This is a genomic window from Ruegeria marisflavi (assembly GCF_025673445.1).
Lineage (GTDB): Bacteria > Pseudomonadota > Alphaproteobacteria > Rhodobacterales > Rhodobacteraceae > Ruegeria_B > Ruegeria_B marisflavi.
The window spans coordinates 70,824-87,057 of the sequence record NZ_JAOVQN010000015.1 but is presented as its reverse complement, the minus strand read 5'-3'; the positions used below and the strand labels follow the sequence as shown (position 1 = coordinate 87,057).

19 protein-coding genes are annotated in these 16,234 nt (G+C 65.0%); 7 read left to right on the top strand and 12 right to left on the bottom strand.

What is annotated here, in order from left to right; genetic code table 11:
• Positions 1-41: 41 nt before the first annotated feature.
• On the bottom strand, positions 42-410 hold the full coding sequence (locus OEZ49_RS14985; RefSeq protein ID WP_164131983.1) for a MerR family transcriptional regulator: 369 nt from the start codon (positions 408-410) through the stop codon (positions 42-44).
• A gap of 117 nt (positions 411-527) precedes the next feature.
• On the opposite strand from OEZ49_RS14985, the gene OEZ49_RS14980 reads away from it, so the two are divergent.
• Genes OEZ49_RS14980 through OEZ49_RS14970 form a run of 3 tightly spaced genes read left to right on the top strand, consistent with a single transcriptional unit; the run spans position 528 to position 2,798 of the window.
• Positions 528-947, top strand: a complete 420-nt coding sequence (locus tag OEZ49_RS14980; RefSeq protein WP_164131982.1) for a PaaI family thioesterase — start codon at positions 528-530, stop codon at positions 945-947.
• Complete coding sequence (locus OEZ49_RS14975) at positions 947-1,465, top strand: PaaI family thioesterase (RefSeq protein ID WP_263389071.1); 519 nt, start codon at positions 947-949, stop codon at positions 1,463-1,465. The genes OEZ49_RS14980 and OEZ49_RS14975 overlap by 1 nt, the downstream gene beginning before the upstream one ends.
• A 7-nt stretch (positions 1,466-1,472) precedes the next feature.
• Entirely contained in the window at positions 1,473-2,798 is a 1,326-nt protein-coding gene (locus tag OEZ49_RS14970) for an MATE family efflux transporter (RefSeq protein WP_263389070.1), read from the top strand.
• On the opposite strand, the gene arsC is transcribed toward OEZ49_RS14970, so the two are convergent.
• Genes arsC through OEZ49_RS14950 form a run of 4 tightly spaced genes read right to left on the bottom strand, consistent with a single transcriptional unit; the run spans position 2,782 to position 4,944 of the window.
• Positions 2,782-3,126 (bottom strand): arsenate reductase (glutaredoxin), encoded by a 345-nt coding sequence (arsC, locus tag OEZ49_RS14965; RefSeq protein ID WP_263389069.1) that lies wholly within the window; start codon positions 3,124-3,126, stop codon positions 2,782-2,784. The genes OEZ49_RS14970 and arsC overlap by 17 nt on opposite strands.
• Positions 3,123-4,181 (bottom strand): quinone-dependent dihydroorotate dehydrogenase, encoded by a 1,059-nt coding sequence (locus OEZ49_RS14960; protein ID WP_263389068.1) that lies wholly within the window; start codon positions 4,179-4,181, stop codon positions 3,123-3,125. Before OEZ49_RS14960 ends, arsC begins: the two co-directional genes overlap by 4 nt.
• A complete protein-coding gene (locus OEZ49_RS14955) occupies positions 4,178-4,609 on the bottom strand; it encodes a DUF1330 domain-containing protein (protein WP_263389067.1) in 432 nt (143 codons plus the stop codon). The genes OEZ49_RS14960 and OEZ49_RS14955 overlap by 4 nt, the downstream gene beginning before the upstream one ends.
• On the bottom strand, positions 4,606-4,944 hold the full coding sequence (locus tag OEZ49_RS14950; protein WP_263389066.1) for a DUF952 domain-containing protein: 339 nt from the start codon (positions 4,942-4,944) through the stop codon (positions 4,606-4,608). The genes OEZ49_RS14955 and OEZ49_RS14950 overlap by 4 nt, the downstream gene beginning before the upstream one ends.
• A gap of 116 nt (positions 4,945-5,060) precedes the next feature.
• Here OEZ49_RS14950 and OEZ49_RS14945 point away from each other — a divergent pair, with 116 nt between their 5' ends.
• Positions 5,061-6,635, top strand: coding sequence for a bifunctional metallophosphatase/5'-nucleotidase (locus tag OEZ49_RS14945; RefSeq protein WP_263389065.1), 1,575 nt, complete (start codon positions 5,061-5,063; stop codon positions 6,633-6,635).
• Between the two features lie 15 nt (positions 6,636-6,650).
• Here the strand turns inward: OEZ49_RS14945 and OEZ49_RS14940 are convergent, their stop codons facing one another.
• A complete protein-coding gene (locus OEZ49_RS14940; RefSeq protein WP_263389064.1) occupies positions 6,651-8,387 on the bottom strand; it encodes a tetratricopeptide repeat-containing sulfotransferase family protein in 1,737 nt (578 codons plus the stop codon).
• Positions 8,388-8,531: 144 nt separating this feature from the next.
• Here OEZ49_RS14940 and OEZ49_RS14935 point away from each other — a divergent pair, with 144 nt between their 5' ends.
• From OEZ49_RS14935 to mnmH, 3 genes are read left to right on the top strand one after another with little or no spacing between them, the layout of a single operon-like run.
• On the top strand, positions 8,532-9,161 hold the full coding sequence (locus tag OEZ49_RS14935) for a glutathione S-transferase family protein (protein ID WP_263389063.1): 630 nt from the start codon (positions 8,532-8,534) through the stop codon (positions 9,159-9,161).
• A gap of 10 nt (positions 9,162-9,171) precedes the next feature.
• Positions 9,172-9,837 (top strand): SOS response-associated peptidase, encoded by a 666-nt coding sequence (locus OEZ49_RS14930; protein WP_263389062.1) that lies wholly within the window; start codon positions 9,172-9,174, stop codon positions 9,835-9,837.
• Positions 9,838-9,873: 36 nt separating this feature from the next.
• The gene (gene mnmH / locus OEZ49_RS14925; RefSeq protein WP_263389061.1) at positions 9,874-10,944 is read left to right on the top strand and encodes a tRNA 2-selenouridine(34) synthase MnmH; all 1,071 of its coding nucleotides are present in this window, start codon (positions 9,874-9,876) and stop codon (positions 10,942-10,944) included.
• 62 nt (positions 10,945-11,006) lie between these two features.
• Here mnmH and selD read toward each other — a convergent pair whose 3' ends face one another.
• From selD to OEZ49_RS14895, 6 genes are read right to left on the bottom strand one after another with little or no spacing between them, the layout of a single operon-like run.
• A complete protein-coding gene (selD, locus tag OEZ49_RS14920) occupies positions 11,007-13,166 on the bottom strand; it encodes a selenide, water dikinase SelD (RefSeq protein WP_263389060.1) in 2,160 nt (719 codons plus the stop codon).
• A 4-nt stretch (positions 13,167-13,170) separates the two neighbouring features.
• Positions 13,171-13,557, bottom strand: coding sequence for a Na+/H+ antiporter subunit G (locus OEZ49_RS14915; protein ID WP_263389059.1), 387 nt, complete (start codon positions 13,555-13,557; stop codon positions 13,171-13,173).
• A gap of 7 nt (positions 13,558-13,564) precedes the next feature.
• Positions 13,565-13,837 (bottom strand): K+/H+ antiporter subunit F, encoded by a 273-nt coding sequence (locus tag OEZ49_RS14910; RefSeq protein WP_397545672.1) that lies wholly within the window; start codon positions 13,835-13,837, stop codon positions 13,565-13,567.
• Positions 13,834-14,331, bottom strand: coding sequence for a Na+/H+ antiporter subunit E (locus OEZ49_RS14905; RefSeq protein ID WP_263389058.1), 498 nt, complete (start codon positions 14,329-14,331; stop codon positions 13,834-13,836). Before OEZ49_RS14905 ends, OEZ49_RS14910 begins: the two co-directional genes overlap by 4 nt.
• Entirely contained in the window at positions 14,328-15,875 is a 1,548-nt protein-coding gene (locus tag OEZ49_RS14900) for a monovalent cation/H+ antiporter subunit D (RefSeq protein WP_263389057.1), read from the bottom strand. The genes OEZ49_RS14905 and OEZ49_RS14900 overlap by 4 nt, the downstream gene beginning before the upstream one ends.
• Positions 15,872-16,234, bottom strand: a complete 363-nt coding sequence (locus OEZ49_RS14895) for a Na+/H+ antiporter subunit C (protein ID WP_263389056.1) — start codon at positions 16,232-16,234, stop codon at positions 15,872-15,874. The genes OEZ49_RS14900 and OEZ49_RS14895 overlap by 4 nt, the downstream gene beginning before the upstream one ends.

Below are 16,234 nucleotides of genomic sequence, written 5' to 3'. Positions count from 1 at the left end.
AATGGCCGGACAGGGCGCCTGACGAAAAGTTCATCGCGGGGTCACCCGATACTGCGGATCGCCTGCTCGCGCAGTTGCTGCAACTCGGTCATGGCCTCTTCCAGCTGCATCTGCTGCTGGCGCAGCTCGTTCATCTGCCGGTCGGCCATCTCGACAAAGGCCGCCATCTGCGCCTGGTTGCCCTCATCCTCGTAGATCAGCAGCCACTGGCGAATTTCCTCCAGCGGAAAGCCGAATCTGCGGCCCCGCATGATCAGTTTCATCCGGGCGCGTTCGCGGGCCCCGTAAAAGCGCGCGCGGCCCTCGCGGTCGGGCTGCAACAGTTCAATGTATTCGTAATATCTCAAGGTGCGCGGCGTCACGTCGAACTCGGCGCACATCTCCTTGAATGACAAACGCGTATCGGTCATGGCCAATCTCCTCGCCCGCAACCTAGGGTCTTGCGAATAACAGCGCAACAGGCGGGCTTGCCCTTTATGTCGCGGCCTGATCATAAAGGGCCAGACCCAAGGCAGGATCTGTAAGTCATGACCGACAAGGCAAAACTCGCGCGGCAGTTCATTCAGGCGATACCGCACGCCAAGGCGCTGGGCCTCGATCTGACCCATATCGCCGAGGGAGAGGCTGTCATAACCATGCCCTATAACGCCGATCTGGTGGGCGATCCCCGGACTGGCGTCATCCATGGCGGCGCGGTTTCGGCGATGATGGACACCTGTTGCGGCGCAGCGGTGATGAGCCACCCGGCCGCCCCCGGCGGCACCGCGACAATCGACCTCAGGATCGACTACATGCGCGCGGCCACGCCCGGACAGGCGATCACCACCCGCGCCACCTGTTATCACATCACCCGCAACGTCGCCTTTGTGCGCGCCGTGGCCACCGACGACGATACAGACCGGCCGGTGGCCACCGCCGCCGGGTCCTTTACCGTGGAGGGGCGCTGATGACCCGCAAACGTCCCGAACCGATGCAGGTGGTCAAGCAGCGCCGCGATGCGGCGCTGAACGCGCTGGTCAGCGGCGTGCCCTATATCCGCTTTCTCAACATCACCTTCGACCGGCGCGGGGACGAGCTGACCGGTGTTCTGAATTTCGACGACAAGCTGATCGGCAACCCATTCCTGCCCGCCATCCATGGCGGGGTGACGGCGGCGTTTCTTGAGGTGACGGCGGTGATCACGCTCAGCTGGGCGCATCTGTTCGAGCGGATCGAAAGTGGCGATTTGGCGCCCGAGGATATTCTGACTGACGAGAATATGCGTTTTCCCAAGACCATCGACTTTACCATCGACTACCTGCGCTCCGGCCTGCCGCGCGATGCCTATGCGCGCGCCACGATCAGCCGGGCCGGGCGGCGCTACGCCTCGGTCCGGGTCGAGGCCTGGCAAGATCACCACGACAAGCTTTATGCGCAGGGGAGCGGGCATTTCCTGATGCCGCAGGACCCCAGCCCCGAAAGCTGAGCGGCGCATGTCCGAGGCCGCCCCGATCACGCACCAGCGGGTGTTGAAGATCGCCGTTCCGATCATGCTGGCCAACATGACCGTGCCGATCCTCGGCGCGGTCGATACCGCCGTAGTGGGCCAGATCCCCCAGGCCGCACCCATCGCCGCCGTTGGCGTCGGCGCGATCATCCTGTCGGCGATCTACTGGATTTTTGGCTTTCTGCGCATGGGCACCGCCGGGCTGACCGCGCAGGCGCACGGCGCAGGGCACGAGGGCGAGGTTGCGGCCCTGCTGACCCGCTCGCTGATGATCGGCGTGGCGGGCGGCGTCGCACTCATTTTGCTGCAACTGCCGATCTACTGGGGCGCGCTGGCCATCAGCCCGGCCAGCGCCGAGGTCGAGACGCTGGCGCGCGGCTACATGTCCATCCGCATCTGGTCGGCCCCCGCCGCCATCGCGATCTACGGTATCACTGGCTGGCTCATCGCGCTGGAGCGCACCCGCGCGGTGCTGGTGCTGCAACTGTGGATGAACGGGCTCAACATGGGTCTTGACCTGTGGTTCGTCCTTGGCCTCGGCTGGGGGGTGAACGGGGTTGCCTTTGCCACTTTCCTGGCCGAGTGGACCGGGCTCGCCTTTGGCCTCTGGCTCTGCCGCGATGCCTTCCTGAACCCGCGCTGGCGCGACTGGGCGCGGGTGTTCGAGGCCGCCCGCCTGCGCCGCATGGCTGTGGTCAACACCGACATCCTGATCCGCTCGATGCTGCTCCAGGCGATTTTCGTCAGCTTCCTGTTGCTTGGCGGGCGGTTCGGCGACGTGACGCTGGCCGCCAACCAGGTGCTGCTGCAATTCGTGCATATCACCGGCTATGCGCTGGACGGCTTTGCTTTTGCCGCGGAATCCTTGGTGGGTCAGGCCTTTGGCGCCGGAGCCGTGGCCCGACTCAGGCGCGCGGCCTGGATGACCAGCCTCTGGGGGCTGGTGCTGGCACTGTTGTTGTCGGTGGTGTTCTGGGCACTCGGCCCCTGGCTGATCGACGTGATGAGCAAGGACCCGAGCGTGCAGCTGGCAGCCCGCGACTACCTGGCCTGGATGGTGGCGGCACCGCTGTTGATCCTGGCGCTGGTGATGTTCGACGGCATCTTCATCGGTGCCACCCGCTCGGCCGACATGCGCAACATGATGGCACTCTCGGCGGCGATCTATTTCACCGCCGTCTGGCTGCTGATCGAGCCATACGGCAATCACGGCCTGTGGATGGCGCTGACGATTTCCTTTGTCGCGCGCGGGATCACGCTGGGCCTGCGCTATCCAGCGCTGGAGCGCGCGGCGGTCAGTCCAGCAGGCTGAGCAGATCCTCGGGCGGGCGACCGATCACCGCCCGGTCTCCCTTGATCGCCAGCGGCCGTTCGATCAGCAACGGGTTTTCGGCCATGGCGGCCAGCAGCACGTCGTCGGGGTCGCTCTTGCTGAGACCCAGTTCCTTGAACCGCGCCTCGCCCGTGCGCATCATGTCGATAGCCGGAACCCCCAGCGCCGCCTGGGTTGCGCGCAATTTCTCCAGGCTCGGCGCCTCCTCCAGATAACGCCGGACGTCGATCTCGGCGCCGCGCTCTTCGAGCAATGCCAAGCCCTGCCGCGATTTCGAGCAGCGCGGATTGTGCCAGTATTCGATCACAACCAGTCCTCTCTTTTGGTTCCCACCGCCTCGGTCACCGAGGCGAAGCCGTCGCGCGCCAAAAGCGCATCAAGCCCGCGCGCGATCTCAGCCGCCAGCGCCACGCCGCCATAGACCATCGCGGTATAGAACTGCACCGCCGAGGCGCCGGCGCGGATCTTGGCATAGGCCTGTTCGGCATTGCCGATGCCGCCCACGCCGATCAACGGGATCGTCCCTTCGGTCAGCGCCGACAGCCGCGCCAGAACGCGGGTCGATTTGTCAAACAGCGGCGCGCCGGACAGCCCGCCCGCCTCGCCCTTGTGGGCGCTCAGAAGACCCTCGCGCGACAGGGTGGTGTTGGTGGCGATCACCGCATCCACACCCGTATCGCGCGCCACGGCGGCGATATCCGCGATCTCGGCCTCGTTCAGATCTGGCGCGATCTTCAGGAACACCGGGATCGGCCGGGCCAGTGCATCGCGCGTTTCGATCACGCCAGAAAGCAGCGCCGTCAGCGCCGCGCGCCCTTGCAGGTCGCGCAGCTTCTCGGTGTTGGGCGAGCTGACGTTGACCGTCGCGAAATCCAGATGCGCGGCGCAATGGGCCAGCACGCGGGCGAAATCGCCGGGCCGGTCGGTGCTGTCCTTGTTGGCCCCCAGGTTGAGGCCAATCACCGCATCACGGGGACGCTTGGCCAGCCGCGTGGCAATCGCCTCCATCCCCTGATTGTTGAACCCGAACCGGTTGATCGCGGCGCGATCCTCGGTCAGGCGGAACAGGCGCGGGCGCGGGTTGCCCGGCTGCGGGCGCGGCGTGGCTGCCCCCACCTCGATAAACCCGAACCCGGCGCGCGCCAGCGGCGCCAGCGCCTCGGCATTCTTGTCAAAGCCTGCCGCCAGCCCCACCGGGTTGGGCAGGTCCAGCCCCGCCACCCGTGTGCGCAGCCGGGGCGAGGTCACCGGGCCGGGCAGGGGCACCAGCCCCGCTTTCAACGCCTTGATCGACAGGCCATGCGCGGTTTCCGGGTCCATCCGGTGCAGGGCCGCCAGCCCCAACTTCTCGATCATCTTCATCCGAAGCTTGTGCCCCCTGTGCCGGGTTTGGTGCGGATCAGGCGCGAGGTCTCGACCGCCGCCTGCCGGTGAATCACCGCCTGCCTGTAGGCGGGGTCGGTCACCATTTCTAGAAACGCATGGGCATTGGGGTAGCGCGCGATGAACATCTCGTCCCAGACCTCGTCGCCGGGACCGATCAGCACGGATTGGAACGTGCCGCGCCAGACTATCGAAGCGCCCAGCCGCGCGATGATCGGCGCGGTGTCGCGGCCATAGTTGCGATAGGCCTCCGCCCCGCTCAGCCCGGCATTGGCCAGCGCCTGGCCTTCGGGGTACAAAGCGCGGTCGCGAAACTTCACCAGGTTTAGCATCTCGATGGGGTGGTCGCGATCCAGCGCCTTGAACGCCTCGAACTGGGCGCGGTCGGGGTCGATATAGCCTGTCATGTCATCTCCTGCGGGAATTGATGCACCCCGTCCACCAGCGGCAGCGGCTGCGACCAGGCCACATCCGACAGCCGCAATTCGCGGTAAAGATGAGGAAACAGCGCGCCGCCGCGCGACACTTCCCATTTTAGCGCCTCGCCCATGGCATCCGCCTCGCAGGCCAGCAGAACCAGCCCCTCGGCTCCTGCAAAATGCTTGGCCGCCGTTTCGGCCGCCTGCTGGGCGGTCGAGAAATGCACGAACCCATCAGCCAGGTCCACCGGCGCCCCGGCGCTCTGGCTGTCACGTGTCAGCGCCGCCCATTCGTCGGCCCGGAAAATCTTGTAGATCAGCATGGCCTGGTGATGCCTTGGGCAGGGGGAGGAATCAAGCGCGATTTCCCTCACGAGACCTTTGACTCCGCTCAATTCCGCGCGCACCATCACGGACAATAACAACAGGGAGCAATTCGATGATCACCCGTTTTCTGACTTCGGTCGCGGCGCTGGGCCTGACCTCGGGCATGGCTGCCGCCGACTACAAGCTGACCATTCTGCACACCAATGATTTCCACGCCCGGTTCGAGCCGATCAGCAAGTACGACAGTGGCTGCAAGCCCGAGGACAATACCGAGGGCAAATGCTTTGGCGGCACCGCGCGTCTGGTGACCGCGGTCGAGGCCGCCCGCGCCCGCGCCGGCCATTCCATCCTTGTCGATGGCGGCGACCAGTTCCAGGGAACGCTGTTCTACACCTATTACAAGGGCAAGGTCGCGGCCGAGTTCATGAACAAGCTGGGCTATGACGCGATGACCGTGGGCAACCACGAATTCGACGACGGCCCCGAGGTGCTGCGCGGCTTCATGGATGCGGTGAATTTCCCCGTCCTGATGTCGAACGCCGATTACAGCGCCGAGGAGTTGCTCGCCACCAAGCTGTTGAAATCGACGGTGATCGAAATGGGCGGCGAAAAGATCGGCCTGATCGGCCTGACGCCCGAGGATACCCACGAACTGGCCAGCCCCGGCCCGAACGTCACGTTCTCCGACCCGGTTCCGGCCGTGCAGGGCGAGGTTGACCGGCTGACCGCCGAAGGGGTGAACAAGATCATCGTGCTCAGCCACTCGGGTTATGGCACCGACCAGCGGGTCGCGGCGGAAACAACCGGCGTGGATGTGATCGTGGGCGGCCATTCCAACACCTATCTGTCGAACAGTTCCGACAAGGCCGCAGGCCCTTATCCAACCGTGGTCAACGGCGTGCAGATCGTGCAGGCCTATGCCTATGGCAAGTTCCTGGGCGAGCTGAACGTCACCTTTGATGACGCCGGAAACGTGACCGAGGCGGTGGGCGAGCCGCTGATCATGGACGCCGCCGTGGCCGAGGATACAGCCACGGTCGCCCGCATCCAGGAACTGGCGGTGCCGCTGGAGGAGATCCGCAACAAGGTCGTGGCCAGCGCCGCCGAAGTCATCGAGGGCAACCGCGATGTCTGTCGGGTGCAGGAATGCCAGATGGGCAACCTCGTGGCCGACGCCATGCTGGACCGCGTCGCCGATCAGGGTGTCACCATCGCCATCGCCAATTCGGGCGGGCTGCGCGCCTCGATCGACGCGGGCGACGTGACCATGGGCGAGGTGCTGACCGTGCTGCCGTTCCAGAACACGCTGTCGACCTTCGAGGCCACCGGCGCCCTGATCGTCGAGGCGCTGGAAAACGGCGTCAGCGAGGTCGAAGCGGTTGGGGGCCGCTTCCCGCAGGTCTCGGGCCTCACCTATACTTGGGACAGTGCCCAGGCCCCCGGCAGCCGCATTGTCGAGGTGATGGTCGCCAGCGAGGACGGTTTCGTGCCGATCGACCCGGCGGCCAGCTATCTGGTGGTGACCAACAACTTTGTCCGGGGCGGCGGCGACGGCTATGCGATGTTCTCGGGCGACGACAAGAACGCCTATGACTTCGGCCCCGACCTCGCCGATGTGACGGCGGAATACCTCGCCGCCAACGCGCCCTACCAGCCCTATCTCGACGGCCGCATCGTCAAGAAGTAACGGTCAGGCCCTGGCTCAGCCCAGCTCGGGCCAGAGCCGGGGATCGAGCCCCGCGATAAACGGCGCAAGCAGGACCGCATGCTTGCGCCATTTGCCGACCGAGCGCGCGTGCACCGGCTGGCGCAACTGATTGGCACTCAGCGTCAGCACCTGTCCCGCCGCCTGATCGGGCCGCGCCATTTCGGGCACCCAGTCCAGCCCCAGATGCGCCGCCAGCCGACGGCTGGCGCCCTCCACATCCGCCACCAGGTCCTCATACGCCAGATCCAGGATCCGGCCCGGGAACACCGCATGCCAATGGGCCATCATCCGGGCGTAAAGGTTGAACCGATGCGCCATGCCCCGCAGGTCATAGGCATAGTTCAGCGCCGATCCCGCCAAATGCGCCTGCCACAGCGACAGCGCCACATCGCGCGGGTCGCGCCGCAGGTGGATCACCCGCGCATCCGCCCGTGCCGCCAGCAGGAACCCGGTCAGCCGGTAATTCTCCGGCATCTTGTCGGTATAGAACCGGGTGCCCTCGGGCAGGGCGGGCAGGCTCTCGGCCTCGCCCTGCCGGAATGCCGCCCGTGCGCCTGCATCAAACGGCAGCCCGCCGTCGATCAGCGGCCCCAGAAGCCGCCCCGGCGCGATCCGCTCGCCCAGGGGGCGCACCGCCGGATGCGCGCCCAGCATCGCCTCGGTCAGCGAGGTACCCGACCGGGGCAGGCCCAGCACATAGACCGGCGCCACTCCGTCGCCCGGCCCGTCGCCTTCCGCGCCGGGCTCGAACCGTGCCATCAGCGCTTCGCTCAGCCGCGTGTCGGCCCCGGCGTCATAGGGCATCAGCCGCGCTATCGCCGCATTGGCCCGGGTCAGGTGTTTGGCAAACCCGTCCTCGTCGCCCGCTTGCCCGGCAATCCGGGCTAGCGCAAAATGCAACTGCCCCCTGGCGGGTCCGTTGTCATCGACGTTCTTCAGCGCCGACAGCACCTGCGGGGCCAGCACCGCGTTTTCCGCGCCTGAATTGATCTGCGCCAGTTGCTCCAGCGCCTCGGCCTGTCCGGGCGCGATCTCCAGCACCGCCCGGTACTGTTCCTTTGCGGCCTCGGTCTCTCCCTGTTCCACCAGCCGCATCGCCAGCGCCAACCGGGCCGGAACATGGCCCGGGGCCAGTGACACGGCCCGTTCCGCCGCCGCGCGTGCCGCATCGGGCCGGTCGGCCCGCGCCAACGGCAGCGACAGCGCGATCTGCGCCTCGATATTGTTGGGCTCCAGCTCTGCCGCCCGTTCCAGATCGGCCAGCGCCTCGGCCTCCTCGCCCATCTGCCCCAAAAGCCGCGCCCTGAGCAAATGCCCGCGTGCCTGCCCCGGAAGCAGGGCTATGACCCGGTCCACTGCCGTCCGCGCCGCCGCGCCATCGTCCCGCGCCATCTCGACCTGTGCCAACAGCGCCCAGGCGACATCGTCCTGCGGGTTTGCCCGAGTCATCTGGCGCAAATGCCCCACCGCCTCCTCGGCCCGCCCCAGCAAAAAGAGGGTCTGCGCCAGATTGCGCCGCGCCTCGTGGAAATTGGGCGCCAGTTTCAGCGCCAGCTGGAAATGCGGCAACCCCGCCTTGGGTCGTCCCATGCCGCATTCGGCGATCCCGGCGATGTTCATCCAGCCGGGATGCGCCTTGTCAGCCTTCAGCCCCTTGCGGGCCAGCCGCTGCGCGGTGCGGAAATCGCCGCCCTGGACGGCGCGCAGCGCCTGCGAGATGTCGTTCTGCATCGAAACCTGCCTCTGATGCGGGATGGGCACAGGTTTACGGTGCAAGACGCGGCGCCGCAATGGCCGCACGCCCCAAGGACAAGCGGGTTGACGCAGGGCAGAGCGATAGGTTAATTAACAAAAGAGTTAAATAAAAGGTGACCCATGAAACTGCATGTCTTTCCCCCGTCTCCGAACTCCCGCAAGGTGCTTGTGGTCAACGCCCATCTGGGTCTGGACCTGCCGCTTGAAATGGTCAACCTCGCCACCGGCGAGCAGCACGCTCCCGGCTTTGTCGCCCTCAACCCCAATGCCAAGGTGCCGGTGCTCGAATATGCGGACGGCGGCACGCTGTGGGAATCGAACGCCATCATGGCGCGGCTCTGTGCCGAGGTCGACACGCCGCTCTGGCCGAAATCCGACATCCGCTATGACATCCTGCGCTGGCAATATTGGGAGACGGCACATTGGACGCCCGCGCTCTCGCCCTTCATCAGCCGCCATATCTTTGGTCAGATGGATGCCGATCTCGACACTGCCGCCACGCAGACCGCCAAATACGGGGCGGTGCTCGACACCCATCTGGCCGGGCGCGACTGGCTGGTGGGCGACGGGGTGACGCTGGCTGACATCTCGGTCGCCTGCATCCTCAGCCTGCGCGCGCAGTGCCACTATCCGCTGGACGGCTTTGCCAATATCCAGCGCTGGATCGCCGCGGTCGAGGCGCTGCCAGCCTGGCAGTCTGCCGAAGGCATCGTTCAGGCGACGCTGGCCAAGGTGCAGGCGGCCTCGTAATCTGGCGTCCATGTGCGGACGTTTTGCCATCACCCTGCCCACCGACGCGATGGCGCGCCTGTTCCAGGCGCGCCCCGCCAACGACCTGCCGCCGGTGCCCAATTACAACGTCTGCCCGACCAATCAGGTGCATGTCATTCGCTCAGTCGAGGGGGGCCGGGAGCTTGTACAAAACGGTTGGTCCTTCCTTCCGCACTGGTACAAAACGGTCAATTCGGGGCCTTTGTTGATCAATGCACGGGCCGAGACCCTGGCCGAGAAACCGGCCTTTCGCGACGCCTGCCGCCACCGCCGCTGCCTGATCCCGGCGACCGGTTTCTATGAATGGACCAAGGATGCCGAGGGCAAACGCCTGCCCTGGTATATCCATCGCCGCGACGGTGCGCCCATCGCCTTCGCCGGCATCTGGCAGGACTGGGGTCAGGGCGAAGACCGCCGCCCCACCTGCGCCATCGTCACCACCGCCGCCAACCGGAACATGGCACAGATCCACCATCGCATGCCGCTGATTCTCGAAGCCGCCGACTGGCCGCTCTGGCTGGGCGAGGCGGGCCATGGCGCCGCCCGGCTGATGCAGCCGGGGGGTGAAGAAGTATTGCAATTTCATAGAGTTGGGGTGGAGGTCAACTCAAATCGCGCCAGCGGCCCGCAGTTGATCGAGCCCATTTCGACCTGACCTTTCGGATTTGTACAAAGCGCGTTAAACGGGGGCATGGCTCTCGAATTCACCACGCTTCCCCAGCTTTATGCGCACGGCTTCGACACCGTGATCGACGTCCGCAGCCCGGCCGAACATGCCGAGGATCACCTGCCCGGTGCAATCAACCTGCCGGTGCTGGACAATGACGAACGCGCCCGCGTCGGCACCATCTACAAACAGCAGAGCCCGTTTCTGGCGCGCAAGCTGGGCGCGGCGCTAGTGTTCCGTAACGCCGCCGCGCATGTCGAACACAGCCTCAGCCACCACGAAGGCGCCTGGCGCCCCCTGGTCTATTGCTGGCGCGGCGGCCAACGCTCCGGCTCCTTCACCTGGATGCTACAACAGATCGGTTGGCGCGCCGAGGTCATCGCGGGCGGCTATCGCACCTATCGCCGTTTGGTGAACCGCTATCTCTACGATGATCCACTGCCGCATCGGCTGGTGGCGCTTGACGGGTTCACCGGCACCGCCAAGACTGAAATCCTGAGCCATCTGCCAAGCCACGGCGTGCAAGTGCTTGATCTCGAAGCACTTGCCAATCACCGTGGCTCGCTGCTGGGCGGCCGACCCGGCGGGCAGCCCAGCCAGAAAGCCTTTGAATCAAGGCTCGCTGGTGCACTCTGCGCGCTTGACCCGGCCCGCCCCGTGGTGGTCGAGGCGGAAAGCTCCAAGATCGGCGAGCGAATCCTGCCACCCAGTCTCTGGTCGGCCCTCTGCGTCGCCCCCCGGATCGAGATTGACGCACCAATCGCGGCGCGTACGGCCTATCTGACAGCGGCCTATGACGACATCCTGTCGGACGCTGAGACGTTGATCGCCAAGCTCGACCCGCTGCGCTATCACCGCGGTCACGAGGTGGTGGACGGCTGGTTGCAGCTCATCGCCGCGGGCGACAAGGCGGGCGTGACCCGCGCGCTGATGCAGCAGCATTACGACCCCGCTTACCTGAAATCCCGCCGGTCACACGAAGCCGACCACCTGGCCACAGTTTCTGCGAGATCGCTGGATGCCGGGGGGATCGCCCAGGCGGCCAGTGACGTTGCTCAGGCACTGCACCGAACCCCGTCACTACACGCAGTATAACCCCTTTATTTCGCTAGAAATACTCCGAGGATGCGCCGTAAGGCCATGGCGGCGGCGGCGCCTCAGGACTTGAGCCGCAAACCCGGTGCCTCGGACAGTTTCCCGATGATCGCCGCCGGATACCCTGCCGCCTGCAATTGCTCCAGAAGCGGGGTGGCCTCTTCCGGCGTGACAGCGGCCAGCAATCCGCCTGCGGTTTGCGGATCGAACAGCAACGCCGCCTTGCTGGTGGCGGGCAATTCCGGCACCAGCATCCGGTTTTCAGCAAAGATCGACGAGCGCACCCCCGCCTGCGACAGTTCCAGCGCACCCTGCATCACCGGCACGGCTTCCAGGTCGATCTCTGCTCCGGTACCAGACATCTCGCAAATGCCATGGAGATGTCCGGCCAGGCCAAAACCGGTCACGTCGGTCATCGCATGGGCACCGTGCAGGATCTGCGCGGCCTGTCCCTGTCCCTGTGTCATCCAGCCATAGGCGGCCGCCACATCGGCGCCAGCGGCCTGTCCGGCCATTTCACCCGCCATCAGCACTCCACTGCCCAAGGGTTTGGTCAGGATCAGCACGTCACCCGGCCGCCCGCCGGCAAGTGTGATCGGGTCGCGTTGGCAAAGCCCGGTCAGGGTAAAGCCGATGGTCAACTCGTCGCCGACAGAACTATGGCCGCCGACGATTTCCGCCCCGGCGTCGCGCATCACTTCGGTCGCGGCCGCCATGATCTCGGTCAGGCTGCGCTGCTGTAATTCGGGCGATAGCCGGGGCAGGATCACCGTCGCGGTGGCCGCCTGCGGCTCGGCCCCCATGGCCCAGATATCGCCCAGCGCGTGATGGGCCGCGATCCGGGTCATCAGCACCGGGTCCTCGGTCAGCCCGCGCAGATGGTCCGACGTCATGACCTGGCGCACCCCACCCGTGGTCAGCAAGGCCGCGTCGTCCCCGGGCAGGGGCGTAACGTCGCTCCGAGTTGCGCCGGGTAGCGGGGCAAGGGCCGCGCGCAGCGCTGCGCGCCCGACCTTGGCGCCGCATCCGCCGCAGAGCGGCTTTTCCCCCAGCGCTTCGACCAGACCTTGGGCATGGAGTTCTGGCAAGGCGGGCTGACCCATGCGCGGCAGGTCACGGAAACGCTCTATGAAGGTTTGGTCGATCCGGTCCTTCCACCGCCACATCAGAGGCCCCGAGAACACCATCCCCCATTTCTCGGCCAGGGCTGCCTTGCCGCCCAACGAGATCAGTTTCAGATAATCCCTTTGTGGCCGATAGGGGCGCAGGTTGCCCGCGCCAAAGGCGGCGCGCAGGTTATCGTGGAGCACCGGCGCCTCGCGCACGGCATAAACCCCCGCTTTGGGCCGGGGGCTGTCCAACAGGTGGGCGCAATCGCCAGCGGCGAAGATGGCCGGATCGCTGGTTTGCAGACACGCATCGACTGCGATGAACCCGTCATAGGTGGCGAGACCGCTATCGGCCATCCATGGATAGGGGCGTGCCCCGGCGGCGCCGGTCACGAACCGGGCCGGGATCATCCGGCCATCGGCCAGTTCTACTCCCTCTGCCCGCACCTGCGCGATCTCCGTCCCCTCGACCAGGGTCACGCCAAGGGATTTCATGGCCTGCCGCACCCGTGCGGCCGCCTTGTCGCCCATGGCGCCCAGAACCCGGAGATTGTCGATCAGTGCCACTTCGGCCATGCGGTTACGGGCGCGAAGGGCGTGGGCCATCGCCATCACCAGTTCGGCCCCGGCCACACCACCCCCGATCACCGCCACCTGCGCCGGGCCTTCGCCGGCAAGGTACTCGGCCCAGCGAGCGGCGAACGGCCCCAGCGGCTTGGCAGGAACGCCGTGCTCGGCGAAACCGGGCAGGTTCGGCATCGTTGAGGTGATACCAACGTTGACAGAGGCGATATCAAAGGCAACAGGTGGGCGCCCCGGCACCAGCACCTCGCGCCGGTGCAGGTCGATGCCCTGCACCTCGCCCAGGATCACCCGCGCCCCGGCGAAGCGTGCCAATTGCACAAGGTCGATGTCCAAATCTCCGCGCGCATAGTGGCCTGCCACAAATCCGGGCAACATGCCGGAATAGGGGGCGATGGGGCCGGGGTTGATCACCGTCACCCGGACTCCAGCCAGCGGCATCATCCCCCATTTTCGCAGGACCAGCGCATGGGTATGCCCGCCCCCGATCAGAACAAGGTCACGGGTGCGGGGCAGGGGAGGGGTATTCATCTAGTCAGGTCGCCGTCTGGTCAGGTTCGTCCTCGTTGGGCTGTACCGCATGGGTTGCCCATTTTCCATCCTCACCCGCATCGGGCAGGCTCTCTGGCGTTTCATGCCGGTGAATGTGCCACTTTGCAATAAACAGAGCCGTGACCGGTGCTGTGAGAAACAGAAACAACGTGATCAGCAACTCGTGCAGTGACAGCCGATGCTCCAATGCGAGTGAGTGGAGGATAGAGGCGATAAGCACACCGCCTACGCCCAGAGTGGTCGCCTTGGTCGGTGCGTGCAGGCGCGACATCGGGTCCTTGAGCTTGATCATCCCGAACGAGCCGACAAAGCCGAAGATGCCCGAAACTATCAGGAAGAAGGCGATGACGATTTCCCAGAATTCTACCATGCCGGCCTCACTCGATGATGTTGCCGCGCAGCATGAAGCGCGCATAGGCCACGGTCGAGACAAAGCCCAGCATGGCGATGATCATGGCTGCCTCGAAAAAGATCTCGGTGCCCAATAGCAGGCCGTAGAGAACCATCAGAGCAATGGTGTTGATTACCATCGTGTCCAGCGCCAGAACCCGTGTACCGACGCCGTCGGCGGTGATGATCCGCCACAGGCACATCATGACGGCCGCCCCGAAACAGGCAAAGGTGAAATGGATCGCATAGTCCATGATCATTCGAATATCTCCTTCAGACGGCGTTCGTAGCGCTGCTTGATCTCGTCACGAACCGCATCGGGATCGGGGGCGTCCAGGCAGTGTACCAATAGGTTATGACCCTTTGCAGACAGGTCGCAACTGACGGTGCCCGGGGTCATGGTGATGGTGCCCGCCAGAACGGTGATCGCTTCGGGGCTGCGCAGTTCGAGTGGGATGCAGATCCAGTTTGGCTGCCGGTCCGCATCACGTTTGAACAGGATGATCCGGGCGACGGTGAAATTCGCCACCACGATGTCCCACAGAACGACCAGGATGTACTCCACCACCATCGGCCAGTTCCGCAGGATCGGGCGATCTGGCCAATAGGGCTGGGTGATGAACGGGATCACGATCCCGAGGATCAGGCCGAACACGACCGAATTCAGCGAAGGCGCGTTTGCCAGCAGCACCCAGACGATCGTCAGGAGGATGGTGAGATGTGGGTGTGGGAACACCCGGCGCAACAGTTTCATTGCTCACCCCCCTTAAGGACCGCGTCGATATAGTGTTGCGGCGTATAGAGCTGTTCGGCCATTGAGCTTGTGTATTCCATCAAGGGACCGGCAAACAGCGTCAGTCCGATAAGCCCCGCGACCAACCCGAACACGGCCGAAAAGGTCAGGCCAGGCATCGGCTCGGGGGGCGGCAAGTGGATCACCTTGTCCTCGTTTTCAGGGTCCGGTTCGGTGTTATGGCGCGCATCGTGGCTTTGCCAGAAGATGAGCGACCCGGCACGCGCCAGCCCGACGATGGTAATAAACGAGCTGACCAGGATCACCGCCCAGATTGCCGTGAAATCGCCCGCGTCGCGGGCGGCGTCCATCACCAGCAGCTTGCCAACGAACCCCGACAGGGGCGGCATGCCCGCCAGCGCGATGGCCCCGATGAAATAGAGCGCGGCGATCAGCCCGCTTTGCGGCATCGGCGTCATCCCGTCGATGCGGCCACCCTGGCGTTCGATCACCAGATCGGCGATCAGGAACATCAGCCCGGTGGCCAATGTCGAGTGAACGGCGTAGTAAAGTGCCGCCGCCGTGGCCTGGGGCGTGAACAGCGATACCGCGATCAGCAGCGTCCCCATCGAAGCGATCGCGGCAAATGCGACCATTCGCGCGATATGCTGCGTGCCGAGGATACCGACCGCACCGATGGCGAGCGTGACGAGCGCCGCTGGCAGCAGCCAGTCGCCCGCCAGCCCCTGAGTGATAGTAACCTCGGGGCCAAAGGCCAGCGTGTACATTCGGAGGATGGAATAGGCGCCCACCTTGGTCATGATCGCAAACAGGGCGGCCACCGGCATCGGCGCAAGGGAATAGCTGGCGGGAAGCCAGAAATGCAGAGGCAAGACTGCGGCCTTGATGCAGAACACCAGCAACAGCAGCACCGCGCCGACCCTGAGCAGAGCGGTATCCTCGGTCGGCAGGTCGGCCACCCGCAAGGCCAGATCGGCCATGTTGAGCGTACCTGTCACCGAATAGAGTGTGCCGAGCGCGAACAGGAACAGGGTCGAGCCGAGCAGGTTGTAAGTGACATATTGCACCCCCGCCTTAAAACGAACGGGACCACCGCCATGGATCATCAGACCGTAAGATGCGATCAGCAGCACCTCGAAGAAAACGAACAGGTTGAACGCATCCCCCGTCAGGAAGGCGCCACAAACCCCCATCAACTGAAACTGGAACAGCGGGTGGAAATGACGCCCGCGCTTGTCCCATCCCGATCCCATGGCATAGAGCACCACGGCCAGCGCCAGTAGCGAGGTCAGCAGAACCATCAGCGCCGACAATCGGTCGAGCACCAGCACGATGCCAAAGGGCGCGGGCCAGTTGCCCAGTTCATAGACCTGGATCTCGCCACCTGCGGCCTGTGCCGTCAGGGTCAGCGCGATCCCGACTAATCCGACGGTGCCCGCGACCGAAAAGATGCGTTGCAGGTCCAAGTGATAGCGCAGGACCATGATGATGAAAGGCGCCAGCAATGCGGGCAGCACGATCGGGGCGATGATCCAATGGTTCATACGTCCTCTCCCGGTGCGGCGTCGACACTGTCATGCGCTTTCATGTCGATGCGGTCGTCCTTCGACGACAGATAGGCGCCAAGCGCGATCATCACGATGACGGCGGTCATCCCGAACGAGATCACGATCGCTGTCAGCACCAGCGCTTGCGGCAGCGGGTCTGTATAGGGAACATCCGCGTATTTGTTCAGGACCGGTGGTGCATTCAGCGCCAACCGCCCGGTGGCAAAGAGAAAGGCGTTGACTGCATAGGTCAGCAGCGACAGGCCCAGAATGACCGGAAAGGTCCGGCGACGCAGGATCAGGAAGATGCCGGCGGCAGTCAGCACACCCACGGCAGAGGCAAGGAGCGCTTCCAT